We start from the raw sequence: 26,306 nt of genomic DNA on the forward strand, positions 1-26,306 counted from the left end.
TCCCCATCACGACAGGTATCCACGGCACGGTCGGCGGGACCCCCCTGGTCCTGCTCGACCGTCTCTTCCCCGGCACGGCACGGGTGTGGGCGAAACTCGAGGGGTTCAACCCCAGTGGCAGCGCCAAGGACCGCACGGCCGCCGCGTTGCTCGCCTCCGCACTGTCCACGGGCACCGTGCGGGCGGGCGGGTGCGTGGTGGAGTCCAGTTCCGGCAATCTCGGCGTGGCCCTGGCCAGGGACTGCGCACTGCACGACATCGACTTCCACTGCGTGGTGGACCCGCACGCGAACCGCCAGACGGTGGCGGTGATGACGGCCCTGGGCGCGACGGTGCACCACGTGGACTCCCCGGACCCGGCGACCGGCGACTGGCTCGCCGCCCGGCGCACCCGGGTCGCCGACCTGCTCCGTGAACTCCCGGGCGCGGTGAACCTCGACCAGTACTCCAACCGGGCGGCGTTCGACGCGCACTCCTCCGGGACGATGCGGGAGATCGTCGACCAGCTCGGACGCGCCCCGGACGCCCTGTTCGTGGCGGTGAGCACCACCGGGACGATCGGCGGGTGCGTCCGGCACCTGCGCGAGACCGGTGCGCGCACCCGGGTCACCGCGGTGGACGCGGAGGGGTCGGTGCTCTACGGCGGTCGGCGTGGGGAACGTCTGCTGCCAGGGTTCGGTGCCGGGGTGGTCCCGGACCTCGCCGGGCTCACGGACATCGGGGACGTCGTGCGGGTGTCCGCGGCAGACACGGTGGCCGGTGCCCGGGCGCTGGCGCGGCGGGAGGGGATCCTGCCCGGGGCGTCCGGCGGCGCGGTCGTCGCGGCGGCTGCGGGCCGTGCCCGTGAACACGGCCGGAGCCAGGATGCGGAACAGCGGACGGACACCGTGCTGGTGCTGCACGACTTCGGTACCGCCTACCTGGACACGCTCTACGACGACGACTGGGTCGCCGAACACATCGGGGTGGTGCCGTCATGGCGGTGAACTCTCCCGACCTGAGGGTCGCGATCATCGGGGCCGGCCCGCGGGGCCTGTGGGCCGCTGAGGAGCTCCTGGACCAGGCGCGGGCGCACGGGGTGAGGGTGGCCGTGGACGTGTGGGACGACCGGGCCCCCGGCGCCGGGTCGGCCTACGGCACGGAGCAGCCCGACCACTGGACGATGAACGTGTCCTCGCACATCGTCACCAGTGCCCTGGGCAGTTTCGACGGGTGGCGGCGGCAGTTCGGGCGTGGATCCGACGCCGACCCTTTCCCGCCGCGGTCGCTGGTGGGCCGGTTCTTCGCCGAGTCCTGGCAGGCCCTGCTCGACTCCACGCGGCAACCGGACTCGGGGTGCACGCTGCACATCGTGGCCGCCCGGGTCACCGACCTGGGCGAACTGGAGGGGTACGACGAAGTGCTGCTGGCAACCGGGCACGCCCGGACCTGGCCCGGGGCCCTGCCCCCGACCGTCGGGTCGGGGGACGTCCCCGCCGTACCGGTCGTCGGGGTCTATCCACCCGACGGGCTGCGCAGGATCGCCGCGGGCGCGGTGGTGGACGTGCGCGGCGCGGCGTTGACGTTCGTGGACGCCGCGCTGGAGCTCACCCTCGGTCGCGGCGGTTCCGTTGTCCCCGCCGACGGAGGGTGGGTCTACCGCCGCGGCGGGTCCGAGCCTGCGGCCATCCGGCCGCTCAGCCGCACCGGCCGGTTCATGACGGTGAAGCCGGAGCCGGGCAGTCCCCTGGCGGGTCTGCTGCCGTCGGACGGGTTGGCCGCCGAGGAGCGTCGGGTGCGGGTGAGTCGCGACCTCGGGGAGCTGCGGGAGGCGGTGGCGTGCGCGGCGGACCGTCTACTCGACATGGCCCGGGGCACGGAAGACAAGGAGCTCGTGCGCCGCGTCATCGCAGGTACCGATACCGGAGTGGATGCCGTGACCGAGCTCCGCAGCTCCCACGCGGTCGCCACCGGCGCCGCCACCCCCGACGCCGCCTGGGCCGTCGGCCACGCGTGGCGCTCGCTCTACCCCGCGATCGTGTGGCGTACGTCCCACGGTCGACGCAGCTCACTGCCCGGTTTCGCGGCGTTGGCCCGGACCCTGGAGCGCGTGGCGTTCGGGCTGCCGCCGCACAACGCCGCCCGGCTGCTGGCCCTCATCGACGCCGGGATCGTCCACGCCCCGGCACGCGCGGAGGTCGGGACGCTGACACCGCCGGCCGACGTGGTCGTGGACGCGGTCCTCGCCCCGCCCGGGGACGTCCCCGGCACCCTGTCGTCCGGCACCGGGTGGGTGGACGCCGAGGGGCAGGTGGTGGGCCGACCGGGCCTCTCCGTGGTCGGACGGGACGCCGACGCGTCACTGACCGGGGCCGACTCCCTCAACCGTTCCCTGCACGACGTGGTGCCACGGTGGGCACGGCGTGTGGTCAAGGCCCACGGCCCCCGACGTCCCGGGAACCCCGGCGCCGAGGGGACCGTACCGCTGCCCGCACGGCTGGAGCCGTGGATGGTGGAGCTGCTGGGTGACGCCGGGGCGTGCCGCGCGTTGCTGGAGGAACACGGGTCCCCGGTCAACGTCCTGCGCACCGCACCGATGGTGCGCAACATGGCGGAGCTGCGCGACGCCGGCGCCGACGCCGGTGTGGAGACCCGGGTGTTCTACGCCCGCAAGGCGAACAAGGCCCTGTGTTTCGTGGACACCGCGCTCCGGGCCGGCCACGGGGTCGACGTCGCCAGCGAACGCGAGCTGTGCCAGGTCCTCGACCGTGGTGTGCCCGGGGACCGCGTGATCCTCAGCGCGGCGGTGAAACCGGACCGGCTGCTGCAACTGGCGGTGGACAACGCGGTGACCGTGTCGGTGGACAACGTGGCCGAACTGCACCGACTCAGCCGTCTCAGCCGTCTCAGCGAGCAGGGTGACGGCGCTCCCGCGGTCCGGGCGCGCATCGCCCCGCGGGTGTCGCCGGACCCGGAGCGTCTGCCACCGACCCGCTTCGGGGAACGTCCGGCGATCTGGCGGGACGCGCTCGTGGAAGTTGGGGGCACGGTGGAGGTCGTCGGCGCGCACGTGCACCTGCACGGTTACTCCGCTGCGGACCGGCGGCTCGCCCTGGTCGACGCCCTGCAGGTCACCGATGCCGCGACGGAGCTGGGGCACCGTCCAGAATTCGTCGACCTGGGTGGCGGTGTGCCGATGAGCTACCTCGACGACGGGTCCCGGTGGGAGGCGTTCCTGGACGCCCGCCGCGCGATGGTCGACAGCACCGGGGCGTCCTTCACATGGAAGTCGGACCCGCTGGCGAACACCTACCCCTTCCACCAGTCGCCGGTGCGCGGCGACTGGTTGCGCGGACTGCTCGACGGATCCGTCGCCGACGCGCTGATCCGAAGGGGCCTGCGGCTGCACCTGGAACCGGGGCGCGCGGTGCTCGACGGTTGCGGGATGATCCTGGCACGGGTGGCCTTCCTCAAGGACCGTAGCGACGGTGTCCCCTTGGTCGGGGTGGAGATGAACCGTACGCAGTGCCGTACCACCTCCGACGACATCCTCGTCGACCCCCTGCTCGTCCGGCAGCGGACGCCTGGCACAGGTCGATCCGGCCGTCCGGAACGCGGTCCCGACGCGGAGGGTTTCCTCGTCGGCGCGTACTGCATCGAGGACGAGGTGATCATCCGCCGCCGGATGCGTTTCCCGGAGGGGATCTCGACGGGGGACACCCTGGTCGTCCCGAACACCGCCGGCTACTTCATGCACATCCTCGAGAGCGCCTCGCACCAGATCCCACTGGCACGCAACGTGGTCCGCGATGGGGCCCAAGTCGATGGGGCCCGGGTCGACGACATCGACCGCTGACGCACACAACGCCGATCCCCCTTCCTATCCACCCCGAATGGAAGGGGAACAATGCGCGCGCGGTGATGGTTGACTCTGGTCATGACACAGCGAACAGACCGCACAGCACCCACCGACGCCCCCGTCCTCGACGTCGTCGCCGGACGGTGGAGCCCGCGCATCTTCGACCGCTCCTCCCCCGTCGACGAGGACGCGCTGCGCAGCGCCCTGGAGGCCGCCCGGTGGGCGCCCTCGGCGTTCAACCGTCAGCCCTGGCGGTTCCTCCTCGCCCGCCGCGGCGGCCCCGCCCACGCCACGGTGCTGGACTCGCTCATCGAGTTCAACCGCGGGTGGGCGAAGGACGCCGCGGCGTTGGTGGTCATCGTCGCCGAGACCACCGACGCCGAGGGCAACGTCCTGCCCGAGGCGCGGTACGATGCCGGGCAGGCCGCGGCGTACTTCACCATCCAGGCGCACGCCAACGACCTGCTGGTCCACCAGATGAGCGGCTTCGACCCCGCCGCCGTCGCCGAGGCCTTCTCCCTGGACGAGGGGCTGGTGCCCCTCACCGTGGTCGCCGTCGGCGTCCTCGGTGACGTGACGGGTGACGGCGCCGACGGGGTGGACGCCGCCGTGCTGGAGCGGGAGAACGCGCCGCGTACCCGCCGGCCGCTGACGGACTCCGTGCTCGTCGACGGGTGAGCGGCTACCGGACGGACACCGCGGGCACAGCGGGCACAGAAGGCACAGCGGGCACGGCGGGCACAGCCGCAAGCAGCGTGCGGGTGTAGGGGTGCCGCGGACCGTCGAAGACCTGGTCGGCGGTCCCGGACTCCACGACCTCACCGTCGCGCATCACGATGATGTCGTCGCTGACGTGGTGGATCACCCCGAGGTCGTGGGAGATGAACAGCAGCGCCACCCCGGTCTCCGCCTGGAGGGTGGTGAGCAGGTCGAGGATGCGTGCCTGGACGGACACGTCGAGGGCGGAGACCGGTTCGTCGCAGACGATCACGTCCGGGTCGCTGGCCAGGGCACGGGCGATCGCCACGCGTTGGCGCTGTCCCCCGGACAGCCGGAGGGGACGCGACGGCCGGAAGTCGTCCGACAGTCCCACCTGGTCGAGCAGTTCGGTGACCCGCGCCTGCGCCGGGCCTCCGGTCAGCCCCGTCGTCGACACCGCGTCGAGCAGGATCCGGCCGACCGACCACCGCGGGTCGAAGGAGCTCAGCGGGTCCTGGTAGATCACGGAGACGTGCCGGCCGAGGAACTCCACGGACCCCTCGTCGGGGTCGGTGAGTCCGAGCACGATCCGGGCGGTGGTGGACTTGCCGGACCCGGACTCCCCCACGATGCCGAGGGTGCGTCCCCGGTGCAGCTCGAAGCTCACGTCGCGCACCGCCGGCACCGCAGACGCCCCAGACGCAGCAGCACCACCGCGTCGCCGCCTCCCCCGGAAGCTCTTCGCCAGCCCCGTCGCGCGCACCACCGGTTCGCCCACCGGGGCCGGGCGTCCGAACGGGACCGGTTCGCCCGAGGTCAGCAGCCTGCCGCGGGAACCCGCTGTCGGCACGGCGGCGAGCAGGCTGCGGGTGTAGCTGTGCCGCGGGTCGGCGAGGACCTCGGCGGCGGGCCCCTCCTCCACGACCTCGCCGTGGCGCACCACGGCCACCCGGTCGGCCAGACGGGCCACCACCGACAGGTCGTGGGAGATGAGGATCAGCGCCGTCCCGTCGTCGGTGGCGGCCTTGAGCACGTCGAGGACCTGCGCCTGCACCGTGGCGTCCAGTGCGGTGGTCGGTTCATCGGCGACGATGAGGTCGGGGCGGTTGGCCAGCGCCGAGGCGATGAGCGCACGCTGGCGTAGTCCGCCGGAGAGTTCGTCGGGACGTTGGCCGGCGCGCAGTGCCGGGCCCGGCACGCCGACCAGGTCGAGCAGTTCCAGCGTCCGGTCGCGGCGTGCCTGCCGGGAGAGCCGGGCCCGTCCCCGGTGGTGGGTGTCGAGCGCCTCCCCGATCTCCGCGCCGACGGTCCGGAGCGGGTCGAGGGCGACCAGGGCGTCCTGGAGCACCAGGCCGATGCGTCCCCCGCGGATCCGGCGCCACCGGCGCGCGCCGAACCCCCGGACGTCGGCCCCGTCGAACTCCAGGCGCCCGGCGCTGACCTGCGCCCCCGGGCCGGCGAGGCCGAGCAGGGAGCGCACGGACACGGACTTGCCCGACCCCGACTCGCCGACCACGGCGAGGGTCTCGCCGCGGTGCACGGACAGGGACACGCCACGCACGACCTCGTGCCCGCCGAAGGAGACGTGCAGGTCACGGATGTCGACCAGCGGGGCGTCCCCGGTGGTGTTGTCTTCAGTCATGGTCATCCTCGTTCGAGTCGGGGGCCAAGGGCACGGCCCAAGGTGGTGAAGGTGAGTGCGACGACGACGATCGCGAGCCCGGGGAACACCTCGAGCCACCAGGCGACCGTGATGTAGGTGCGCCCGGAGTCCAGCAGCGCACCCCACTCCGGGTCCGGCGGGGCCACGCCCAGGCCGAGGTAGGCCAGGCCGGACGCCCAGATCAGCGCCTGGCCGACGCCGAGGGTCACGGTCACGATGAGCGGACGCAGCGCGTTCGGCGCGACGTGCTGCCGCAGCGTCCTCCAGCGCGTGTGCCCCAGCACCGCCGCCGCCTCGACGTAGGCGGCGTTGCGCACGGCGAGCACCTGGCCGCGCACGATGCGCGCGTACCCGGGGGCGATGCCGATGCCGATGGCGACCACCAGGGTGGTGGCGCCCGGACCGAACGTCGAGGCGATGAGCAGGCCCAGCAGGACGGTCGGGAAGGCGAAGAGCAGCTCGATGGACCGGTTGGCCAGCATCCCCGCCACGGTGCGCGACAGGCCTGCGGCGGTGCCCAGCACCACGGCGAGCACCGTCGCCACCGCCACGGCGCCGAAACCGATGCGCAGGGAGGCGCCGGTGCCGGCGATGATCCGGCTGAGCAGGTCCCGCCCGGAGGTCGGTGCCGAAGGGGTGCGCCGGTCCCGGCGGTTGGAGGACGGCGTCGAGGTCGATCGCGTACGGGTCGTAGGGGGCCAGCACCCCCGGCGCGACGGCGGCGACGAAGAGAAGGAGGAGGACGCTTCCGGCGATCAGGGTGGGCAGGCCGGACGCGGCGCGGTGGGCCCGCTGCGACGGCAGCGGGTTCACCGTGCGCAGCCGTGCCAGCAGGCCGCGGGGCGTCTGTGTGGTGGACGGGGCGGACGGGGTGGACGGGGTGGACGGGGACTGGACGGCGGTGCTCACGGGACCTCGATCCTGGGGTCGATGACGGTGTAGAGGGCGTCCACCGCGAGGTTGGCCACGGTGTAGACGAGGGCGATGACGATCACGATGCCGCTGACCAGCGGGACGTCGCGGGACTCTGCCGCGGTCACGAGGGTCTGGCCGATGCCGGCGCGGGCGAAGACGGTCTCCGCGATCACCGCCCCGGAGAGCAGCGCGCCGAGGGCCCACCCGGACACCGACACCGCCGGCAGGACGGCGTGACGCAGCACGTGCCCGGCGCGGACCTGCAGGTCGGTGCGTCCCCTGGCGCGTGCGGTGAGCACGTAGGGTTCGTCCAGCGACGCGCGGAACTCGTCGCGCACCACCTGCCCGAGGTACCCGGCCAGCGGGACCGCGAGGGTGAGCACGGGCAGCACCAGCCCCACCGGCCGGTTACCGCTCTCCACCGGGAACCAGCCGAGTCCGACGGCGAACCCGACGAGCAGCAGCGAGCCCAGCCAGTACTGCGGCAGCCCCGCGGCGACGGTCTCCAGCAGGGAACCGAGCACCCCGACCGGCCCGGGGCGTCCGGCGGTCAGGGTGGTCACCAGGACCACGATGAGCCAGGCGACGACCAGGGAGCTGACGGTGAGCACGAGGGTGGGGCCGATCTGGGCGGCGATCACCTCCACGACCGGTTTCTTCAGCTGGTAGGACGTGCCGAGGTCGCCGCGCAGCAGACCGCCGAGGTAGTCGAGGTACTGGCGCCAGACGGGGTCGGTGAACCCGAACTCGGCGTTGACCGGTGCGGTCTCCTCCGGGGTGCGTTCCCGGCTCTCCCCGGAGGACAGGTTCAGCATGAGTGTGGCGCGGTCGCCGGGTGAGAGCACCTGGAGCAGGAAGGTCACCGTGGCCGCCGCCCAGAGGACCAGGGCGGCGGACGCCAGCCGGCCTGCCCAGCGGCGAACCTGGTCGGGGAGCTGTGGGAGCTGTGGGAGCTGCAGTAGCTGTGTCGGCGCCGTCATTTCACGAACCTCGCGTCATGGAAGACCGGCTCGCCCTGGGACTTCTCCGTCCACACGTCGTGCAGCTCCGGGGAGGCCGCCAGGGAGGTGGTCTGCGTGTAGAGCCCGATCGCCGAGGCCTCGTCCCCGATGACCTGCTGGGCCTGCGAGTACAACCGGGACCGGGTGGCGGGGTCGGGTTCGGAGTTGGCCTGCTCGATGACCTCCTGCAGCTGCGGGTCGTTGAGGAAGGCGGTGTTCTGCGGGTTGGGGCTGTCCTCGAGGCGTTGACGCCAGTTGATGTGCAGCAGTCCCGGGGTGGGGCTGGTCCAGTAGCCCACGTACGCCTCGTAGCTGTCTGCCGTGGAGTAGCGTCCGCCCTGCCAGTCCGCCCGGTTCACCGGGATGAGCTGCAGGTCGAATCCGGCGTCACGGGCCTGTTCCGCCACGTCCTGCAGCACCGCGGCACCCTCCGGGCCGACCACCGAGTCCGCGGCGTAGACCACGCGGGCGGACAGCCGTCGGCCGTCCTTCGTGCGCACGCCGTCGTCGTCGCGGCCCGTCCACCCCGCCTCGTCGAGCAGTCCGGCGGCCTTGGCGGGGTCGTGCCCCTGGTCGCCGGCGGTGGGGTCGTGGTCGGGGGTCGACTGGCTGAGTGCACCGTTCGGGTTGTAGGGAACCACCCCCAGGAACGCCGTCTCCACGGCCTTGCGCCGGTCCGCCGAGTACGCGAGCGCCTGTCGCACGCGCGGGTCGTCGAAGGGTGCGGTGGAGGCGTTGGGGATGATCGCGTTCGGCCGCCCACCGGTGATGTACCGGCTGGTCTGGAACCGGCGCGTGGCGTCCGCCCAGTCGACCGGCGGCACGTTGTAGATCACGTCGGACGATCCGCTGGTCAACGACCCGTAGCGCAACACCGGGTCCTTGAGGAACTTCCACCGGACCTCGTCAACGTAGGCGGGCCCCTGGTGCCGCGCGTTGGCAGGGGCGGAGTTGTAGTCGGGGTTGCGCACGAAGGTGATGGACCGGTTCCGGTCCCACCGTTGCAGGATGAAGGGCCCGGAACCCACGGGGTTCTCGCAGTTCGCGTCGGCGCCCCGGGCCAGGGCGGTGGGCGACTGGATGCCGAAGTAGCCCTGGGACAGCACCGGGAGCAGCGGCTCGTAGGGACGGTCGAGGGTGAGCCTGAAGGTCAGGTCGTCCAGGGCCTCGGTGGTCTCCACGTACTCCCCGATGTAGGCCAGCACCGTGGAGTTCGCCGTCGCCGGGTCGGGGCGGCCGAGGTAGAGGTCGAAGTTCGTCTTCACCGCCTCCGCGTCCAGCACCGTGCCGTCGGTGAAGTGCACGTCGGGCTTCAGGTGGAAGGTGTAGGAGAGCCGGTCGTCGGAGACGTCCCAGGACTCGGCGAGCCACGGGACGGGCCGGTCCTCGTCGTCGAGGGAGACCAGGCTGTCGAGGTACTGGCGGGCCAGGTAGCCGTTCTGCACCCACCCGCCGTGGGCGCAGGGTGGTTCCTGCTCATGTCCGTACTCCACGGTGCCGCCGTCGACGAACTCGCCGGACGCCGGCTCCACGCCGGTGTCCCGCCCGTCGCCGCGTTCCGGCGGGGCGCAGGACGCCAGGCTGAGGCAGGTTGCCGCGGTGGTCACCACGGCCACGAGTGTGCGGTGGTGTCTGGGTCGGCCGGGGCGGCGGGGTCGGGCTCGGCGTTGTCGGTGCACGGGTCTTCTCTCGGTTCGTCGGTCAGGCTGGACGCGTCGAGCCGACCCTAGGGTCGCCCTGTGGGCCTCCCCAACGATTCACCACGGGATGATTCCAATTCTTCCGGCCCGGACCAGCGCCCCCGTAGCCTCTCCCCGCATGACCTCACCCAACTCACCCAACTCACCCACCCAGCCACCACTCAAGTTCGCGGCCTTCGTCATGAACACCACCTCGCACATCCTCCACGGCGCGTGGCGGCGTCCCGAGGCACGCCAGCACGACTTCAACGACCTCGACCACTGGGTCGAGCTGGCCCGCACACTGGAGCAGGCCAGGTTCGACGCCATCTTCTTCGCCGACGTCGTCGGGCTCTACGGCGACTACCAGGGCGACTGGCGCAAGTTCGTGGACTCCGGCCTGCAGATCCCCAGCAACGACCCCACGGTCCTGGTGTCCGCACTCGCCGCCGCCACGGAGCATCTCGGCATCGCCGTGACCAGCTCCCCGATCCAGTCCCCGCCGTTCGAGTTCGCCCGCAAGATCTCCACCCTCGACCACCTCACCGGTGGGCGGATCGCCTGGAACGTCGTCACCAGCGCCTCGGAGAACGCGTGGCGCAACTTCGGCCACGACGGACTCACCGACCACGACGACCGCTACGCCCTCGCCGACGAGTACCTGGACGTGCTCTACAAACTCTGGGAGGGCTCCTGGGACGACGGCGCCCTGGTCCAGGACAAGGAGTCGGGGATCCACGCCGACCACACGAAGGTCCACAAGATCAACCACCACTCACCGCACTACTCCGTGGAGGGGCCGCACCTGGTCGCGCCGTCGCCGCAGCGCACACCCGTGCTGTTCCAGGCAGGCTCCTCCCCCACCGGGCGCCGCTTCGCCGCACGCCACGCGGAGGCCCAGTTCATCACCGCGCCCTCGCCGCAGGACGCCGCGACGCTGATCGCGGACACCCGCCGGCTGGTGTCCGCGGCCGGCCGCGCGCCGGAGGACCTGACCTTCTTCCAGGGACTGTCCTTCGTGGTCGGCGACACCGAGGAGGAGGCCAGACGCAAGGAACGCGAGCTCGACGAGAGCCTCGACCTGACCACGCTGCTCGCCCACGCCGCCGGCGGCACCGGCATCGACCTGGGTGCCGCCGACCTGGACACCCCGATCGGCGACCTGACCACCCAGGGGACCCAGTCGACGCTGCTCTGGTTGCGGCAGGCCGTCCAGGGACGCGAGCCGACGGTGCGCGACCTGGCGGAGAACCGTGCCCGCTCCGGGCGGGTGGTCGGCACCCCGGAACAGATCGCCGGGGAACTCTCACGCTGGCGCGACGCCGGTGTCGGCAGCGTGAACGTCATCAACGCCACCATCCCCGGCAGCTACGAGGAGTTCGCCGAGCATGTCCTCCCCGTCCTGCGGGAACGTGGTCTCGCCCGGTCGGAGCACACGCCGGGCACCCTGCGCGCCCGGCTGGGCGGCGGTGATCGCCTGCCGGACAGCCACCCGGCGTCCGGCTACCGCAACGCGTTCACTCCGAGCCGAACCCGGGCATAACCCGCAGAAATATGTTTCCATCGGTGGTGGTACCCCGGGCATCCGGGGCACACCACCAGACAACACCCACTCCTCAACTCTCCAAGGAGCGCATCATGGGACACACACGTGTCAGCAGGAAGTTCGTCACCGCAGCCCTGTCCGTGGGCATCGCGGGAACCGTCGCAGCAGGGGCAGCGTCCCCCGCGGTGGCGCAGGAGGCGCCGGCACCCGGCGTCGAGCAGAAGGTCGACGTCGGTGTCAGCATCGACCCGGTCACGGTGGTGGACTCCATCAGGGACGCCGTCAACGACCAGGACGACAGGGGCGGCGCGGTCCGCGCCGGCCTGGACATCGCCTACACGCAGACCGAGGGCAAGAACATCGACGGCCAGGGTCCCGTGACGGCCGTGGCGATCGCCAACAAGAACCAGGACATCAACTCCGAGGGCCAGATCTGGGCCGAACCGATCGACATCAAGGGCGGGAACTACGTCCTGTACTTCTACTCCAACGCCGGTTCCCTCACGAACGACGGTGACGGCGGATGGATCAACTGGGGTGCCCAGGGACAGATCAACCGGGAGGACAACGTCATCAGGTTCGACTGACGTGTCCTCCCGGTATCCCGGGACCTGCGCCTAGTGGTCGGCGAACCCGGACTCGTCGGCGAACAGGCGTGCTGCACGCACGGCCTCGCCCAGGTTCATGTTAAGCGGGCTGCCGTGGCCCGGCAGGATGGCCTCCGCCTCGATGCTCTCCAGTGCGTCCAGGGCGTCCAGTGCCTCGGAGCGCGAGTGGTTGAAGAACCACGGGCAGGGCTGGGGGCCGAACTGGCGTGAGCAGGCGTGACCGGTGACCAGCGCGTCGCCGGTGGCGATCGCACCGACCTCGGGCATCAGGAAGGCGCTGTGCCCGGAGGTGTGCCCGTGGGTGGGCACCGGCACCGGGCGTCCGGGGATGTCCATCGGGCCGTCGCCGACGGGCTGCACGTCGGTGATGGTGATGTCGGAGGCCGCGCCGACCTTCTTCACTTCCTCCCACCACTTCAGGACCTCGGGCTTCGGCCCGTGCAGGACCTCCTTCACCCCGGCCTGCTCCATGTAGTCGCGTGCGGCGTGGTGGACCTCGATCGGGTCGGAGTACACCGGGGTGCCGAAGCGGCGGTGGAAGGAGTCCACCGCACCGAGGTGGTCGATGTGGGCGTGGGTGAGCAGGATGGCGCGTACGTCCTCGGGCTTGTGCCCGATCGAACGGATCGCGTCCTCGATGGCCTCGACGTCGCCGGGCCAGCCACCGTCGATCATCGTGAGGTCGCTGCCCTCACGAAGGATGCCGACGTTGACCTCCGTACCGCTGAAACAGAAGACGTCTTTCGCGATTTCAGTCATTCTGGAACCTTTCTCGTGCAATGGGGTGCTGCGATGGAAGAGCTGGTACCAGTTCCGATCGTAGCCACATCCGGCACACAGGGTCGCCTGACCATACCCACGGTTAAGGAAACCTCATCGTCGCTTATGTGGTGGCGTCCGGTCCCCCGGCGGGCCCCGGCGCTTGTACGCTGTGTGCATGTCACCCCACCCCGGTACGCCGGAAAACCCCCTCGACCTGCTGATCGTCGGCGCAGGCCTGTCCGGCGTCGACCTCGCCCACCACGTCTCCCGCGCCTTCCCGACCTGGTCGTGGGAGATGCACGACGCCAACAGCGACCTCGGCGGAACGTGGCACACCTTCACCTACCCGGGCATCCGGTCGGACTCGGACATGGCGACCTACGGGTTCCCCTTCGCCCCGTGGCCGCACGAGGGCACGTTGGGGCAGGGCGCGGACATCAAGGAGTACATCCGCGACGTCGCCGCCGACTGCGGTGCCCTGGAGCACCTGCGCACCGGCTCCTGGGTGCGCGACGCCGACTGGCTCAGCGACCGCCGGATGTACCGGGTCACCACCGTGACCCAGGACGGTGAACGCACCGTCCACGCCCGGCGAGTGCACTACGCCTTCGGCTACTTCGTGCACGGCCGGGGCCACCGTCCGGCCTTCCCCGGCGAGGAGGACTTCACCGGCACCCTCATCCACCCGCAGCAGTGGCCGGAGGACCTGGACTGCGCAGGACGCCGCGTCGTGGTCATCGGTTCCGGCGCCACCGCCGTCACCCTGGTGCCCGCCCTGGAACGCGCCGGCGCGCACGTGACGATGCTGCAGCGCAGCCCCACCTACGTCGCCCCGATGGCGGCGGTGGACCGGATCAGCGCCTTCTGGCGCCGGGTGCTGCCCACCCGGGTGGCCTACCCGGTGTCGCGGCTGCACCACGCCACGCGCGACATCGTGCAGCACCTCGTCGGCCAGCGTGCCCCGGGGCTGTTCACCCGCGCGCTGCGCCGGATGCAGCGTGACTACCTGGACGAGGAGCAGATCGACCGGCACTTCACCCCGCACCACATGCCGTGGGAGAAGCGGGTGTGCAAGGCACCGGACGGCGACCTGTTCACCGCGCTGGGCGGCAACGCGCGCATCGTCACCGACACCGTCGAACGGTTCACCGCCGACGGTGTCCGGGTGGGTTCCGGCGAGGAGCTCGACGCCGACGTCATCGTGACCGCCACCGGCCTGGACCTCCAGGCGTTCGGCGGCGGCACCCTCAGCGTGGACGGGCGCCCCCTGCAGGTCAACGAGCAGGTCTTCTACCGGGGCATGATGCTCGCCGGCCTGCCGAACTTCAGCTTCACGGTCGGTTACATCAACGGCTCGTGGACGCTGCGCTCCGACCTGGTGTCGCGCTACATGGTGAAGCTGTGGAAGACCGGCGTGCAGGTCTACCGTCCCGCCACCCCGCCGCCGGACGCCGGACGCCCCCTGTTCGACTTCGCCGCCGCCTACCTGCGGCGCAGCGCCGACCGGTTCCCGACCCAGGGGTACTCGTCGCCGTGGGTGTACTCCCAGAACTACCTCCGCGAATTGGCCGAGTTCACCCTCGGCGACCAGCGCCGCGAGATGGTGTTCGGTGACTGACGGTGACTGAGTCCGCCGCGCCGGTGCCCCGGCCCGTCCCGGTCGCCGCCGCGGCGGCCGGAGCAGCCCTGCTGCTCTACGCCGCGCTGTGGGCGGGGTGGGTGCACCACTGGACGTGGGTGGACGTGCCGGACGCCCGGGCGCTGGACGCCGCCCAGGACATGGCCGCGCGCCATGGCTGGTGGGTGACGGCGTGGAACACCCTGAGCACCGTCCTCGCCCCCGCGGTGTGGCGGGTGCTGGTGATCGTCCCGGTGGGGCTGGTCCTGTTCCGACGGGACCTGCCGCTCGCCGCATTCCTGGCGGTGAGCGTGTGGGGCGGCGGGCTGGTCTCCCAGACGGCCAAGCACCTGGCAGACAGGGACCGGCCGGTCACCCGCATGGTCGAGGCGTCCGGCACCTCCTTCCCCTCCGGCCACGCCCTGGGCGTGCTGGTCGCCGTCGGCGCCCTGCTGGTCGCCTACCGGCACCTCGCCGGACGCAGCCGACGCGCCGCCGCCGCTGGCGGCGTCCTTCTGGTCCTGCTCGTCCTGCTCGTCGGCGTCTCACGCGTGGCGTTGAACGTGCACCACCCCTCGGACGTGCTGGCCGGCTGGGCGCTGGGGTTCGCCTGGCTGGTGCTGTGCCTGGTGTTCTACCGCTTCGCCGTGCGTGGGCGGTACACCGGCAGCACACGGTAGTGCAAGACGAAGTCGGCGTGGGAGATCTCCTCGCCCACCTCGCCGTCGTGCGCCACCGCGGACGGTCCGTCCACCAGGTCGAACCGGAACTCCGGCCGGTGCAGCTCGTGGTAGAACGGGCTGCGGCTCAACCGGCCGGTCAGCAGTGACGCGGTGATGCGCAGCCGGGCGAAGGGTTTGCCGATCTCCAGGATGCGCACGTCGATCAGGCCGTCGCAGATGGCGGACCGGTCGACCGGTGCGAAGCCGGTGGGCCGGTACAGGGAGTTGCCGAGGAAGAACAGGGACGTCTTCAGGGTCCTGTTGTCGTAGCGGATCTCCACGGCGTGCTCGTCCTTGAGCACCCGCCATGCGGCGACGACCGCGGCCAGGTTCTTGCCGATCTTGCCCTCGTAGCGTTCGCGGGTCTCCACGAAGCGGGGGTAGGCGCCGATACTGGCGGTGTTGAGCAGGGTGGTGTCGCCGTTCAGGGTGACCACGTCCACCATCTCCAGCGTGCCGGCGCGGAGGGCGGCGACGGTCTGGTCGGTGGTGGCGCAGCCGATCTGCTTGGCGAAGTGGTTGAACGTCCCGGCCGGGAACACCGCGAGCGGCTTGGACGCCGACAACGCGACGCTGGCGGCGGCCGCCACGGTCCCGTCACCACCGGCGATGCCCAGCACGTCCGCGCGCGACGCGGCGTCCTCCAAGACCCGGACGACATCGTCCTGCGGGGTCAGCGAGTCGATCTCCGCGGCCGGCAGGGCCTTCTCCACGCGCTTGAGGACGCGCTCCCCCGTCCCGCTGCCGGACGCCGGGTTGACCACGAGGACGAGCCCCTCCCCCTTCCCGCGGGGTGGTTCGTCCAGGTAGTAGTGCTCGGTCGTGGTGGTGGCGGGCGCGGTCACCGGGGGAACCAGTTTCCCGCCGAGCAGCGCGATGCCGGCCCCCAGGCCCCATCCGGCGAGGACGTCGCTGGGGTAGTGCGCGCCGGTGTAGACGCGCGAGAACCCGACGAGCCCGGCGAGTGTGCCGAGCACGGTGCCCGCCGGCGCGCTCTCCAGGGCCGCCCCGGTGGCGAAGGCGGCGGCGCTGGCGGAGTGACCGGAGGGGAAGGAACTGGACTTCGGGTAGCGCCGGATCCGGCGGGCGAGCGGGACGGAGGCGTGGCCGGGACGGTCACGCTTCCAGGAGCGTTTGGCGAACTGGTTGGCCACGAGGCTCGAGACCGCCAGGCTGGCCAGCCCGCGTGCGGCGGCGCGTTGCAGCGGTGACCTGCGGGTCAGCGCCATGGCGCCGGCGAGACCCATCCACAGCTTCGAGTTGTTCGCCGCGGTGGTCAGGCGCGGCAGCACGGCGTCCAGGGTGGGGTTGTCCGCCCCGGCGACCGATTCGAAGACATCGTGGTCCATCCGTTGCAGTCCACCGAGTACCTGGTCCGATGCCTGTGATCGGCGACGTTTTCCCATGGTCTGACCCTCCGTACGTCCGTGCGCTCATGTTTCGCTGACTGTCCGATGGGTACAGGCTACCCGGCGTTTCAGTTCCAGACCGCGCAGACGCAGGCTACTGCACAACCTCAACCAGCCCGGGGCTGACGCACGTGGGACGGGCGGCGGCGACCACGCCACGACGGGAGCAGCTTCCACACCCTGCGCCGCACCGGCCGAGTACGGCACAGGAGAGCTCGAGCGTGGGCTCTCATACCCCTCCCGTTACCTAACCGAAGACTTCGAGCTCACGCTTGACCACCTTACCGATGGGGTTCCGCGGCAGCGGCTCACTCATGAAGACCACGTCCCGCGGCACCGCGGGGGCCATGAAGGTATCCCGCACGTGATTGCGGATGTCGTCTCCGTCCAGATCCACGGAACCGTCCGTGACCACATATGCCTTGACCCGCTGGAATTTCTCGTCGTCCTCCACCCCGATGCAGTAGGACTCGAGCACACCGTCGGCCCGGTCGATTATGTCCGAGACCGATGTCGGCCAGATGTTCTCACCGCCGACGATGATCATGTCGTTGTTGCGTCCCAGGACACGCAGCCGCCCGCTTTCCGGGTCGATGACACCCTTGTCGCCAAGGCTCAACAGCCCACGCGAGGCGTCTTCACGATCCCGTCCACCGAGATAACCCTTCATGGACATCGCATTACGCGCGTGAACGACCCCCACCTCGCCCGCCGCCACTTCCTCCCCAGTTCCGGGATCAAGCACCTCCAGCCGGCCATTCCACACAGGGTGGCCCGCCGTAAGCGGATCCTCCTTAAGGTCCGACGGACTGGAGTACGAGACGAGCAGACCTTCCGTGGAGCCATAGCCAGAACCGACGATATAGCCGAACTGATCCTGCAGCCCGCGAACCAAGTCCTCACTCATCGCGTTTCCCGCATTGAGGACGAACTTGAGGGAAGAGGCGTCATACAGGCTCCGGTCAGCGTTATATACCGCAAGTTGTTCCTTGAGAAAGACCGCCGAACTGATCAACCCATCACACCGGTAATCATCGATCTGCCGAAGTACGTTCTCAGCATCGAAGACTCGTTGTGTCACGATGGTGCAGCCCGCGAACAATGCGATAGTTGACGCACCCCAACCGAGAACATGGAACATGCTTGCAGTCATCTGCAGCGTGCACCCCGCCTTCAGTCCGCAGGTTTCCACCGGCGGACCGAGTACGCCCAAGGGTACGTGCGGCTCTCCGTGTTGGACCGCCTTCGGCGTGCCACTCGTCCCCGAGGACATTAACACGACGCTTCCCTGTACAGGTCGGCGCTCGAAAGCAACCTCTTCGGCACCGGGGGTAGCCCAGAGTTCCTCGAAGGAAGGAAAAGTGATGTCTTCACGGGAGTCGGGGCCGACCCATGAATGACACACCTTCAATTTCTCCCCCCGCTCGGGGATAACGTTGTCGAACTCGGAGTCGACGAACAAGAACTCCAGATTGTGATCGTTCGCAAGGCCTCCGATCTGCGCCTTGCTCGCCCCGACATTGAGGAGAAACGCCGAGAATCCAACGTAACCCTTTGCCGCCAACGGGATGAGAAAACCCCGCCCGTTGCGCGCCATGATCCCGACTCGGCTGTCTGCGTCGACCCCGTTGACGACAAGGGCCTTCGCGGTGCGGATGGCAAGCTCACGCAATTCCGAGAAGGTCAGTTCACCTTCATCATCGACCAAGGCCACCCGATTGGGGTAACGGGATGCCGCTGCTTCCAGTAACCCGGAGAGGGATGCGCCGTAATGCACCAGGCTTTTGCCAGTGGCCAGGCCGTCCCTCGCTCGAAAATCCGTGAAGAATCCCGCAGCGATCGCTGCCCTGGCGCCCCGAAGTATGCCCTTCGTATCGAAAATTAACTGCTGTGCTGTAGTTCTCATCAGATCTGCACTTCCTTTCCCGAATTCAAGAATGTTGTTCTTTCTGATACTCGGATCAAAAATTACTGGCACGACCAGAACATAATCTTCCGTCTGCTGTTTCAGCCGTTCTCGATCTGTACGTCTGTTACCCCCTCCTGGAACCCAGCCTGTTGAAAACCCTCGGAGTCTTGGGCGAGGGGCTCCGACCAAGGAGGACACCCTTGCACTGTCGGCGCCCAGAGGAACTTCAGGATTGGCGTGGAAGTCGCGGCTGGCAGCGCCGTCGCAACTGCTTCCTCGTGGGAGGACGGCAGCGAACAGGGGCGGTAACTGATCAACCTCCCGGTCGGATAGGCCCTCTGCCCGCGCCACACTGCCAGCCCTTCCCCCCACATTTGACGACCGAGAAGATGAATCGACATCTCCCATTGCCTCACCCCCGGGTCCGAGAAGCTCCTCCGGATGTGGATCCTGACCGGACTGCATCCCGCGTGACGCCTCACGGAGGTCTCTGGCCCCTGGTTGGCGCAGCCAGCTACCGGCCCTCTCACCAACGTGTCAAGGCACTTCATTGCCTCTACCTGCTTTCTGACCCAGACGCTTGCCTCTCGTGTGTTGCGTGGGACACTAGCGCACCACCGAACTCCAGCGCAGCACAACCGCTCGAACGTTGTGTATTGGGCCTCCTGGACGGCCCGGTGTGGCGGCCGGTCCGGTTCGTGGAACGCCTAGACGATGGAAGTGCAGATCAACCGTAGGGTTCCCCTCCCGCCACGTGGCCTTGGCCAGGGAGCACAACTCCCACAACCAACCGAGCACCTCGTCCCCTCGGCTCCGGCCCACCCACCCCAGTGCACACCAGCGAGAACATCACCTACATACCCCGCGGCGTCCGCACCCGACTGGCCGGGGAGAGACTCATGTTCCCCGGCGACACAGCCTCGATCGACAAGCGCTGGCGAATCGAAGGACTCGACTTGTGGGCCGCAGAGAACATCACCGCCTGGCAGCGGCACTTCGACGCCCTCACCGGCAACCAGGGCGTCGACACCCTGCGCGGCCCACGCACGGCCGGGGCCACCAGTACGTTCTGGCCGACACCCGAACCACCCTCGGCGGGCCCGCCGAGGATGTGCTGGTGCTGCCGACCATGCTCGACTGGAGCGGCGGAGCCCGCACCTACGACCTGTCCGAACCGCCGCAGGTCGAGACGATGTACACCACCGTGCTGCGCGAGGCGCTGAACCAAGAGCACCTAGGCTTTCTGAACTGGGACATCCATGTCGATATCTGGCCGGCACTGCGCGTGCCCAACCGGGTACGCGACATGTGGGAGACGGCCTACCCGGAACTCAACAGCAACCCGGGACTGCGGGGACACCGCAGAATCTAGAAGGAGCCCCTGAATGACCGACACTGCTCGCACCAGACTGCTAGGCGGAACCCGACCGCTCAGCAGACATATTCATCTCGACGAACCTGTCACCGTCATCGCGAACCTACCACCACCTGCAGGACGGCACGGCGCTCCCGGAGTGCCGCGGACTCAAGGCTCGCGGTTTCGCCATGCTGCCACGAGGAGAGCACCCCGCGGAGTTCGTGACCGGCGCACACCGAAACCCTCGAGAGCTTCACCCCACCAGTCGGCGGCAGGGACGTCGCCCCACAACTCCCCCAACTGCCAATCTCAGGGGACCGGACACTCGGACAACGAAAAACCGGAGGTCACAAACCCTTTCGAGTTTGTGACCTCCGGTCCGTACGGTTCGTAAACCGCTCACTGTGGCCGGTCCCCGAAACCAGCTCAGCGGCCAGATTCAGGCCCCGGTTCCCGATCGTTTCCTCCCGAACTCCCGAGGGTTTTCACCGCCGGTCCGACCGACCGGACCACCCCGATAGCCCGCCCCCAGAGCCCACCTCACCGACACAGAACCCGCCACCGCCCCCGGTCATCCGTGGTCATCCCCGCCCCCAGGTACCTGTACAACCACATCGGGTCGAAACAGCGCCCGAAACTCCTGAGGGTTTTCGGCCCTTCACGCAACCCGAAGGGACCACCGGTCACATGACCGGTGGTCCCTTCATCCCCACCATCGAACAGTGGGACGTGACACTACTTACGTGCGCGGCGGGATCCTCGTCGGCGGATGACCCAGATCCTCGGCCAACTGACGCATCCGGTGCTTCACCGACGACTCCGCAGGGCCGCGAGCGATGAACGCATCCTCGGTGGCCATGTTCGTCGCGGCGAACCACAGTCCGATCAGGATGCTGATCGCCGGCTCACGCCGGGCCGACCATGTCAGGTGATCGAACCCACTGATGTGCGGGGACTTCAGTTTCGAGAACTGCCGTTCGGTCGCCGAGCGCACCGTCTCGTAGTACAAGGTGTGCTCCCACGACCCGGGTACCAGCCCACCCCACTGGGCCATGCGCCACTGATCCTTTGACAGGCTCAACGTTGGCTGTGACTCCTGACAACACCGGTAGCGATCTGCCGACCATGTCGGCTCCAGCAGCGGGACCTGCGGGTCGTCGTTGTCCAGCGAGGCCGGCTTGAGTGGACACCGCACTCGTCTCTGCACGGCAGGGCACACCAGATCCATGCGCACCGACTCCTCAGTATTGCTTTCCCCGTTTCTCGGGCGACCGAGTCGAGACCGCTTGCGATACGGCCGGGAGTTCCGCCCCATCAACAGCGGAAACATCCGCTCCAACAGCCGGTCATGCTTGTCGAACCCATCATTGTTGGCTTTCTGGATGTCCTCGGTCCGCTTAATCATCCTGTCGTTGCCCAATAATTTCTGGGCGACCGGACAGTAGAAATCCCCGGCGATCTGCACCGGCCCCGCAGTAGCTCCGCGATAGGTGTGCTCAGCACTATCGCTGGCCCACACGGTGCGGAAATGCGCCGGGTAGCGCACCACCGGCGCATACCCCGCGTCCAGCACCACATCATTGAAGCCGCGCTTGACGTTGTAGCCCATATCCACCACCAAGTACGGGGTGCGAGCCCGCTTACCGCGGTCCGGATCGAAACCATGCAGCTTGTGGTACTTGATCACCGTTTCCATGGCCTCAACGGACGCTGACGTCGGGTGGTCGATCGCCGCGGCGGTGAACAGCGCGGGAATCTTCGTCGGGTGGTGCGGTGATTCTCCCACACTCAGCGCGGTGATCCCGATCCCGAAACCATGCTTCTGGGTCTTCCTGACCTTGGCCCCATCGGTATGAACGGAGTTGTCCATCGCATCACGGACGTAGTATCGCCCCATCGACGCCGCACCCCGGTTCTTGTCGTCCCGGGACCCCAGATCCCGAGCGGGTCGGGCCAGATCCACTGTGGTCTCATCGACCATCCGGCAGATCTCGCCGTCCGTGGGGATGTCGATGGTGATTGACGCGGCGATCAGGGCGTTGACGATGTCGTGCAGACGCTGCCTGGCCAGCTCAGAGGCAGCCTGCTGCTCCTGACTGCGGCTGGCGATCTGCTCGCGGTGGGTCTTGTTGCTCACCCTCCTGGCCGGCAGATCCGCCCCCGGATCCACTGGCGCCAAGATACGCTCCAACCATCCCAGCATCGCCTTGTAGTCGTTTTTGACCAGGGACCGCTGGGACGGGTCCATTCCCACCCGCCGCTGCTGGGAATCACTGAGCACCTGGATCTGCCGGTAGGTCTCGGCATAACTGGGTACCCGCGCCAGCCCCGACAGTATCGCCAGCTGGGTGGCAAACACCGCCAACACAGTAAAGCGCCGCCCCCGTGGGATCCGGCCACCGGGCCCCCGGGAGATGCGGTGGTAGGTTTCGATCGTCTCGACGATCCCGGACCGCTCGATCACCTGCACGCACCGCTCGAAATGCTCGTCGCGAAAACCGTACGTCGCCGGCCTGTCACGCTCACTCATACCGCGTCCCCCTGCTCGTCGACAGCCACCAGGATCCCCGCGAGGTCCTCCAAGCTGTAGTCAGGCAGCAGGTCGGCCTGATCAGCCAGCGCACGCAGGTCACCGATACCGGCAAGCCGCAGCAGTGCCGCAGCCGGGATCCCGGGCTGGGAGCCCTTCTCGACGATCCACCGGTTGCGCAAACCCACCGCGTCGAAACCGAAATAGCCCAGCTTGCGCAGATCCTCGTTGATCCTGTTGAGCACGTTGCGACTCACCGCCCCGCTGGTGGTCACCGGCATCAGCGGTGCTGAGCCGACCTCGCCTGCCCGGGTGATCAGCCGGTGGCCTTTGGCCGGGTTGATCACCGGCACCCGGCGGTGCACCTCCCCGGAGCGGCGCACCGTGATCACCACCACGTCGTGACCCAGACCGATGCTCACCATGGAGACGTCTGTGCCACGGACCTGGCGGACCTCGTCGGGGCCCAGCCCGGCACCGGTGATCAGATCCAACGCCAACAGCAACCGGAGCCGCAGACCCTCCCGCAACGTTGAGGCGATGGTGTAGAGCTCGGCGGCGCGTTCGGCAGGCACCGCCACGGCCCTTTTGGTACGCGGCGCCGACATGCGACTGCGCGGCGAGAGTGGGAACTGCTGGGGGTACAACACCCGGCCCGCAGTCTCCAGCATCAGCCGGTAGGTCCTGACACTGTTGGCGGACAACTTGCCGGACTGCTTGTCCAGCCAGCGGGTCACCCCTCTATTGGTCAAGGTGCGTTCCTCGTCGACGACCTGCGAGTCCAGGGCATCGTCCAACAGCACCCGGGTGACCAGGCGGGTGGATTTGCGGTCATTGTACTCACCGACAAGCGGAGTATGGGCCCACACCAAAGCCGCACGTTGCACGGCCAGCGTCTTCAACGGAGTGTCAGGCCCATGAATACTCACCGTCGACAACGCCGCCAGGCGGGCTTCACCACCGTCGGGAAGCGTGCGTCGGGTGAGCTTACGCACCCGCGCCGGAGCGGCCTCAATGACAGGGCCATGGACATCATCGCGCGGGGCCGGTTCGCGGTGCTCTGGCTGGGCCGCAGCGCTCATCTTCTTGTGCCGGCCCATCAGTACCCCACCCCCACCGGAACGTGTGCGGGATTCTGCGCAGGGTGGCCTTCCCCGCAAATCGTGGACAGGTAACTAAGCTGCCTCAGATTCCTCAGCAGCAGGTTTGTTGAGCAGATTCATCTCGAACTCCACCGGCGGAACATAGCACAGCGCGGAGTGCAGTCGCCGACGGTTGTACCGGGACTCGATCCAGTCGCCGACCTTCAACCTGGCCTCCGCCCGGGTAGGCCACTTCCTCCGGTCGTAGAACTCGGTTTTCAGCGTCGCCCACACGCTCTCGGCCATCGCATTGTCTTAAGCCACACACCGGTCCGCCCGACCGACTGCAGGATCTCCAGGTCGCGGCAGACTGTGAACATGTCATCACTGGTGAATTCGGTACCCCGATCAGCATGGAACACCACACCCTCGGGAACTTCCCCACGCAGTGTGTGAGCCATTTTCAGCGCCTTGGCGACCAGGAAGGTGCCCATGCGTGAGTCCATCGCCCAGCCCAAAATCCGTCGGGAATGCGCATCGGTGACTGCCGCCAGGTACAGCCAGCCCTCGCCGGTGCGCAGGTAGGTGATGTCTGAAATCCAGACGCGGTTGAGCCCGCCCTGGTCCCAGCCTCTCTTGACCCGGTCAGGGATCTTGTAGGTGTCCACACCGGGGATCGTGGTCACCGGAGTGAACTTCTTCGGACTGATGCCCTCCAGGCCCTGGCGCAGCATCGATTTCGCGACGGTCTTCCGGTCAACGAAGGTCCCCTCACAGGCGAGCTGGGCGTGGACTCTGGGAGCTCCGTAGACGTCATCGGACTCGGCGAAGACCTTGCGGACCTTCACATCGAGTTCGTCGCGTGCACGGCGTTGTGTGCCGGGTTCTGCGGCCCGCCGTTTCGCCCAGGCGTAGAACCCTGACCGGGACACTCCCAGGAGTCGCGCCATGCGAGTGACCTCGTAGTTCGCCTTCTCCGCGGTCATCAGTTCGTACCGTTCGTCGGTCGTTGCTTGGCTGCGAAGAAGGCTGCTGCTTTTCCAAGGAACTCGTTGTCCTTGTGCAGCTCGGCGACCTGGCGGCGCAGGGCTTTGAGTTCGGCGCGTTCGTCCAGGGTCGGTTCGCCGGCCTCGGTGGCTCGTTCGGCGGCAACCCACTTGCCCAACGACTGGGAACCGACACCCAGCTCCCGGGCGACTTCGGCGATCGTGCGGCCGGTGTCGATGACCAGTCGGGCAGCCTCGTGCTTGTACTCGGGGCTGAAGGCTCTCCGGGGTCGTCTGCCGGGGGTCTTCTCGGTCATGGTGACATCCTCTCGTGCGGGACGGGTCCCGCTAAATCGGGTGTCCACTCAACGAGGGTAGGGCCAACACCGCTATCGGAGGTTCGACTCCCTCAGCGCGTGTTCACAACCTCACGGGGAACTACAGCTAGCATATAGTCATTGAGCAGGCAGCACCTGCATCTAGATCTAAAGAAATCCTGGTCCTAGGGGTAAACCCTAGGGCCGTTTTTCGTTTCAGGTGAGCAAGGGGGACGGTGCTGCGGGGCGTCGCAGCGAAGGCTATCTAGCTCTGCTTCTGAGCGATGACCTTGTGAACAGAGCCCACTGAGATATCAAGTCCACGTGCGACCTGCCGGATGGACTCTTTGTCGGCTCTGCGGCTGAGGATCAGCCGGCGGGTATCGTCGCTGAGTGCTGGTCGTCCTCCGACGTTGCCGCGTCTGCGGGCTGCTTCAAGCCCATTTTTCGTCTTGCATGAAATATCCCTGCGCCGATCTTCTGCCAGGGCGAGAGCCAGGTCGAGGATCAGGGAGCGCTCGGTGTGCTCGCCGGCGGCGATGCCCTCCAAGACCTTCACCGAGATCCCGCGGTTGAAGAGATCGTTGAGAACGAGGAGCCCCTCGAGGAGGTTGCGACCGAGACGGTCGACCTCCAGGACGGTGAGCATGTCGTCATCGCGGAGATAGTTGAGTGCTTCGCGGAGTCCGGGGCGACGATCGAGGGGAAGATTCCCGGAAAGTTTCTCCTCAAACACTTTGACACAGACTGGGTCGAGTGCATCATGCTGGCGGCGAACTTCTTGTGTGCTCGTCGAGACGCGCACTAGACCTACAAGTCCCATAGGGTCCCTCTATATTGTTCGAGAATCGTGTTCGTATAGTGGCTTTGAGTCTACCAGTAAACGAACGGGTTTATGAACATTTTATCTTGGGCCTATGAAGAATCGCACTTCTGGTCTTGCGAGTTCGTAAAACGATCGTTTTACGAACGTGCCGAGGCTGCTAGTTCCTGCCGCGGTGGTCTGGGGGGTGAACTCTATCGCTTCATGTTGTGTGACCTCGTCCGCTTCGCGTCATGCCTGCTGGTCGGTCAGCAGTGAAGAGATTCATATTCACTGCGCTTTGATTGCATGATCGAGGCTGTATCTAGACAGGCATCGTATTTACTAGGGCGTCTCCACGAATTGAGCTGGCCGGGCCTTGACGCCGGTCGGGAGCCCACTGCACTAACCTCTGAATTCTGCGGGCTGCAGGGTGTCAAGGTCTCGGGTTCTTTAGCTTCAACAGCCACTCGAGAAGTAGCCGTGTCTCCGCAGTTCCTAGAAACTCAGGATGCGCGGCCGCCTTCTCTGTGATCGTCGTCACAGCCTGATCCTCGTCCTGGCCTACTGTTCCAGTGATCGCGCTGATCACCCCGTCGCGCACCGCCGCGGAGATGTCAGGGTCGGGGGACCCCTGGATGATCTGGCGCAGCGTGACCCCGATGTTGGTGGCCACGATGTGGGCGGACGCCTGCTCCGGCGGGACGGCGAGGCGTCCCTGTTCTGCGGCTGTCGTGGTGAGTCCGAGCAGGATCTCGGCGGGACGGGACTGGGCCGCCGGGGCGTGACCGGGTTGCACCTTGCCGTACATCAGTGCGTAGAACCCGGGGTTGGCCAGGCCAAAGTCGACGTGAGCGTCCCAT

At 68.3% G+C, this 26,306-nt stretch carries 20 protein-coding genes and 1 pseudogene; 9 read left to right on the forward strand and 12 right to left on the reverse strand.

The features are described 5' to 3' along the window. Positions 1-5: 5 nt before the first annotated feature. From ACT3UN_RS08155 to ACT3UN_RS08165, 3 genes are all read left to right on the forward strand, one after another. On the forward strand, positions 6-986 hold the full coding sequence (locus ACT3UN_RS08155) for a pyridoxal-phosphate dependent enzyme (protein WP_441582358.1): 981 nt from the start codon (positions 6-8) through the stop codon (positions 984-986). Next, entirely contained in the window at positions 977-3,835 is a 2,859-nt protein-coding gene (locus tag ACT3UN_RS08160) for an FAD/NAD(P)-binding protein (protein ID WP_444656879.1), read from the forward strand. Before ACT3UN_RS08155 ends, ACT3UN_RS08160 begins: the two co-directional genes overlap by 10 nt. 81 nt (positions 3,836-3,916) lie before the next feature. Further along, on the forward strand, positions 3,917-4,516 hold the full coding sequence (locus ACT3UN_RS08165; protein WP_441582355.1) for a nitroreductase family protein: 600 nt from the start codon (positions 3,917-3,919) through the stop codon (positions 4,514-4,516). 4 nt (positions 4,517-4,520) lie between these two features. Here the strand turns inward: ACT3UN_RS08165 and ACT3UN_RS08170 are convergent, their stop codons facing one another. Continuing rightward, complete coding sequence (locus ACT3UN_RS08170; protein ID WP_444656880.1) at positions 4,521-6,179, reverse strand: dipeptide ABC transporter ATP-binding protein; 1,659 nt, start codon at positions 6,177-6,179, stop codon at positions 4,521-4,523. 2 nt (positions 6,180-6,181) lie between these two features. After that, positions 6,182-6,751: an ABC transporter permease gene (locus ACT3UN_RS08175; protein ID WP_444656881.1), complete on the reverse strand. Its 570-nt coding sequence runs from the start codon at positions 6,749-6,751 to the stop codon at positions 6,182-6,184. On the opposite strand from ACT3UN_RS08175, the gene ACT3UN_RS08180 reads away from it, so the two are divergent. Further along, on the forward strand, positions 6,714-7,142 hold the full coding sequence (locus ACT3UN_RS08180) for a hypothetical protein (RefSeq protein WP_444656882.1): 429 nt from the start codon (positions 6,714-6,716) through the stop codon (positions 7,140-7,142). The genes ACT3UN_RS08175 and ACT3UN_RS08180 overlap by 38 nt on opposite strands. Here ACT3UN_RS08180 and ACT3UN_RS08185 read toward each other — a convergent pair. Beyond that, positions 7,106-8,095 carry an ABC transporter permease gene (locus ACT3UN_RS08185; RefSeq protein ID WP_301443734.1) on the reverse strand — a complete coding sequence of 330 codons (990 nt, stop codon included), beginning with the start codon at positions 8,093-8,095 and terminating at the stop codon, positions 7,106-7,108. The two genes, ACT3UN_RS08180 and ACT3UN_RS08185, sit on opposite strands and share 37 nt — an antisense overlap. After that, positions 8,092-9,726 carry an ABC transporter substrate-binding protein gene (locus tag ACT3UN_RS08190; protein ID WP_441582914.1) on the reverse strand — a complete coding sequence of 545 codons (1,635 nt, stop codon included), beginning with the start codon at positions 9,724-9,726 and terminating at the stop codon, positions 8,092-8,094. Before ACT3UN_RS08190 ends, ACT3UN_RS08185 begins: the two co-directional genes overlap by 4 nt. A 208-nt stretch (positions 9,727-9,934) precedes the next feature. Here ACT3UN_RS08190 and ACT3UN_RS08195 point away from each other — a divergent pair, with 208 nt between their 5' ends. Together ACT3UN_RS08195 and ACT3UN_RS08200 are read left to right on the forward strand one after the other, a co-directional pair. Continuing rightward, positions 9,935-11,338 (forward strand): LLM class flavin-dependent oxidoreductase, encoded by a 1,404-nt coding sequence (locus tag ACT3UN_RS08195; RefSeq protein ID WP_444656883.1) that lies wholly within the window; start codon positions 9,935-9,937, stop codon positions 11,336-11,338. Between the two features lie 95 nt (positions 11,339-11,433). Then, a complete protein-coding gene (locus ACT3UN_RS08200; protein ID WP_441582912.1) occupies positions 11,434-11,928 on the forward strand; it encodes a hypothetical protein in 495 nt (164 codons plus the stop codon). Between the two features lie 30 nt (positions 11,929-11,958). On the opposite strand, the gene ACT3UN_RS08205 is transcribed toward ACT3UN_RS08200, so the two are convergent. Continuing rightward, a complete protein-coding gene (locus tag ACT3UN_RS08205) occupies positions 11,959-12,708 on the reverse strand; it encodes an MBL fold metallo-hydrolase (RefSeq protein ID WP_441582911.1) in 750 nt (249 codons plus the stop codon). A 178-nt stretch (positions 12,709-12,886) separates the two neighbouring features. Here ACT3UN_RS08205 and ACT3UN_RS08210 point away from each other — a divergent pair, with 178 nt between their 5' ends. Both ACT3UN_RS08210 and ACT3UN_RS08215 read left to right on the forward strand, forming a co-directional pair. Beyond that, entirely contained in the window at positions 12,887-14,329 is a 1,443-nt protein-coding gene (locus tag ACT3UN_RS08210) for a flavin-containing monooxygenase (RefSeq protein ID WP_444656884.1), read from the forward strand. A gap of 2 nt (positions 14,330-14,331) precedes the next feature. After that, positions 14,332-15,009 (forward strand): phosphatase PAP2 family protein, encoded by a 678-nt coding sequence (locus tag ACT3UN_RS08215; RefSeq protein ID WP_444656885.1) that lies wholly within the window; start codon positions 14,332-14,334, stop codon positions 15,007-15,009. On the opposite strand, the gene ACT3UN_RS08220 is transcribed toward ACT3UN_RS08215, so the two are convergent. Both ACT3UN_RS08220 and ACT3UN_RS08225 read right to left on the reverse strand, forming a co-directional pair. Continuing rightward, positions 14,964-16,400, reverse strand: coding sequence for a diacylglycerol kinase family protein (locus ACT3UN_RS08220; RefSeq protein ID WP_444656886.1), 1,437 nt, complete (start codon positions 16,398-16,400; stop codon positions 14,964-14,966). The genes ACT3UN_RS08215 and ACT3UN_RS08220 overlap by 46 nt on opposite strands. A 307-nt stretch (positions 16,401-16,707) precedes the next feature. Continuing rightward, a complete protein-coding gene (locus tag ACT3UN_RS08225; RefSeq protein WP_441582907.1) occupies positions 16,708-18,366 on the reverse strand; it encodes an AMP-binding protein in 1,659 nt (552 codons plus the stop codon). 1,120 nt (positions 18,367-19,486) lie between these two features. On the opposite strand from ACT3UN_RS08225, the gene ACT3UN_RS08230 reads away from it, so the two are divergent. Next, entirely contained in the window at positions 19,487-19,741 is a 255-nt protein-coding gene (locus ACT3UN_RS08230) for a hypothetical protein (RefSeq protein ID WP_441582906.1), read from the forward strand. A 724-nt stretch (positions 19,742-20,465) separates the two neighbouring features. Here ACT3UN_RS08230 and ACT3UN_RS08235 read toward each other — a convergent pair. The 5 genes and pseudogenes from ACT3UN_RS08235 to ACT3UN_RS08255 form a co-directional block, all read right to left on the reverse strand. Continuing rightward, entirely contained in the window at positions 20,466-22,256 is a 1,791-nt protein-coding gene (locus ACT3UN_RS08235) for a hypothetical protein (RefSeq protein ID WP_444656887.1), read from the reverse strand. Beyond that, positions 22,253-23,251: a hypothetical protein gene (locus tag ACT3UN_RS08240; RefSeq protein WP_444656888.1), complete on the reverse strand. Its 999-nt coding sequence runs from the start codon at positions 23,249-23,251 to the stop codon at positions 22,253-22,255. Before ACT3UN_RS08240 ends, ACT3UN_RS08235 begins: the two co-directional genes overlap by 4 nt. 180 nt (positions 23,252-23,431) lie before the next feature. Continuing rightward, positions 23,432-24,641: pseudogene (locus ACT3UN_RS08245) on the reverse strand (IS3 family transposase). A 265-nt stretch (positions 24,642-24,906) separates the two neighbouring features. After that, positions 24,907-25,464, reverse strand: coding sequence for a recombinase family protein (locus ACT3UN_RS08250; protein WP_444656889.1), 558 nt, complete (start codon positions 25,462-25,464; stop codon positions 24,907-24,909). A gap of 415 nt (positions 25,465-25,879) precedes the next feature. Further along, positions 25,880-26,306 (reverse strand): TetR-like C-terminal domain-containing protein (locus ACT3UN_RS08255; RefSeq protein WP_444656890.1); only part of this gene is annotated, 427 nt, incomplete at its 5' end.

Origin of the sequence: Corynebacterium sp. AOP12-C2-36 (assembly GCF_052379185.1) — a bacterium.
GTDB lineage: Bacteria > Actinomycetota > Actinomycetes > Mycobacteriales > Mycobacteriaceae > Corynebacterium.

What these genes read in the sequence shown, in the direction of transcription:
- ACT3UN_RS08160 (WP_444656879.1), top strand. Translation starts at nt 977, where the DNA reads ATGGCGGTGAACTCTCCCGACCTGAGGGTCGCGATCATCGGGGCCGGC.
- ACT3UN_RS08165 (WP_441582355.1), top strand. Translation starts at nt 3,917, where the DNA reads ATGACACAGCGAACAGACCGCACAGCACCCACCGACGCCCCCGTCCTC.
- ACT3UN_RS08170 (WP_444656880.1), bottom strand. Translation starts at nt 6,179, where the DNA reads ATGACTGAAGACAACACCACCGGGGACGCCCCGCTGGTCGACATCCGT.
- ACT3UN_RS08185 (WP_301443734.1), bottom strand. Translation starts at nt 8,095, where the DNA reads ATGACGGCGCCGACACAGCTACTGCAGCTCCCACAGCTCCCACAGCTC.
- ACT3UN_RS08195 (WP_444656883.1), top strand. Translation starts at nt 9,935, where the DNA reads ATGACCTCACCCAACTCACCCAACTCACCCACCCAGCCACCACTCAAG.
- ACT3UN_RS08200 (WP_441582912.1), top strand. Translation starts at nt 11,434, where the DNA reads ATGGGACACACACGTGTCAGCAGGAAGTTCGTCACCGCAGCCCTGTCC.
- ACT3UN_RS08205 (WP_441582911.1), bottom strand. Translation starts at nt 12,708, where the DNA reads ATGACTGAAATCGCGAAAGACGTCTTCTGTTTCAGCGGTACGGAGGTC.
- ACT3UN_RS08210 (WP_444656884.1), top strand. Translation starts at nt 12,887, where the DNA reads ATGTCACCCCACCCCGGTACGCCGGAAAACCCCCTCGACCTGCTGATC.
- ACT3UN_RS08220 (WP_444656886.1), bottom strand. Translation starts at nt 16,400, where the DNA reads ATGGACCACGATGTCTTCGAATCGGTCGCCGGGGCGGACAACCCCACC.
- ACT3UN_RS08225 (WP_441582907.1), bottom strand. Translation starts at nt 18,366, where the DNA reads ATGAGAACTACAGCACAGCAGTTAATTTTCGATACGAAGGGCATACTT.
- ACT3UN_RS08235 (WP_444656887.1), bottom strand. Translation starts at nt 22,256, where the DNA reads ATGAGTGAGCGTGACAGGCCGGCGACGTACGGTTTTCGCGACGAGCAT.
- ACT3UN_RS08250 (WP_444656889.1), bottom strand. Translation starts at nt 25,464, where the DNA reads ATGGGACTTGTAGGTCTAGTGCGCGTCTCGACGAGCACACAAGAAGTT.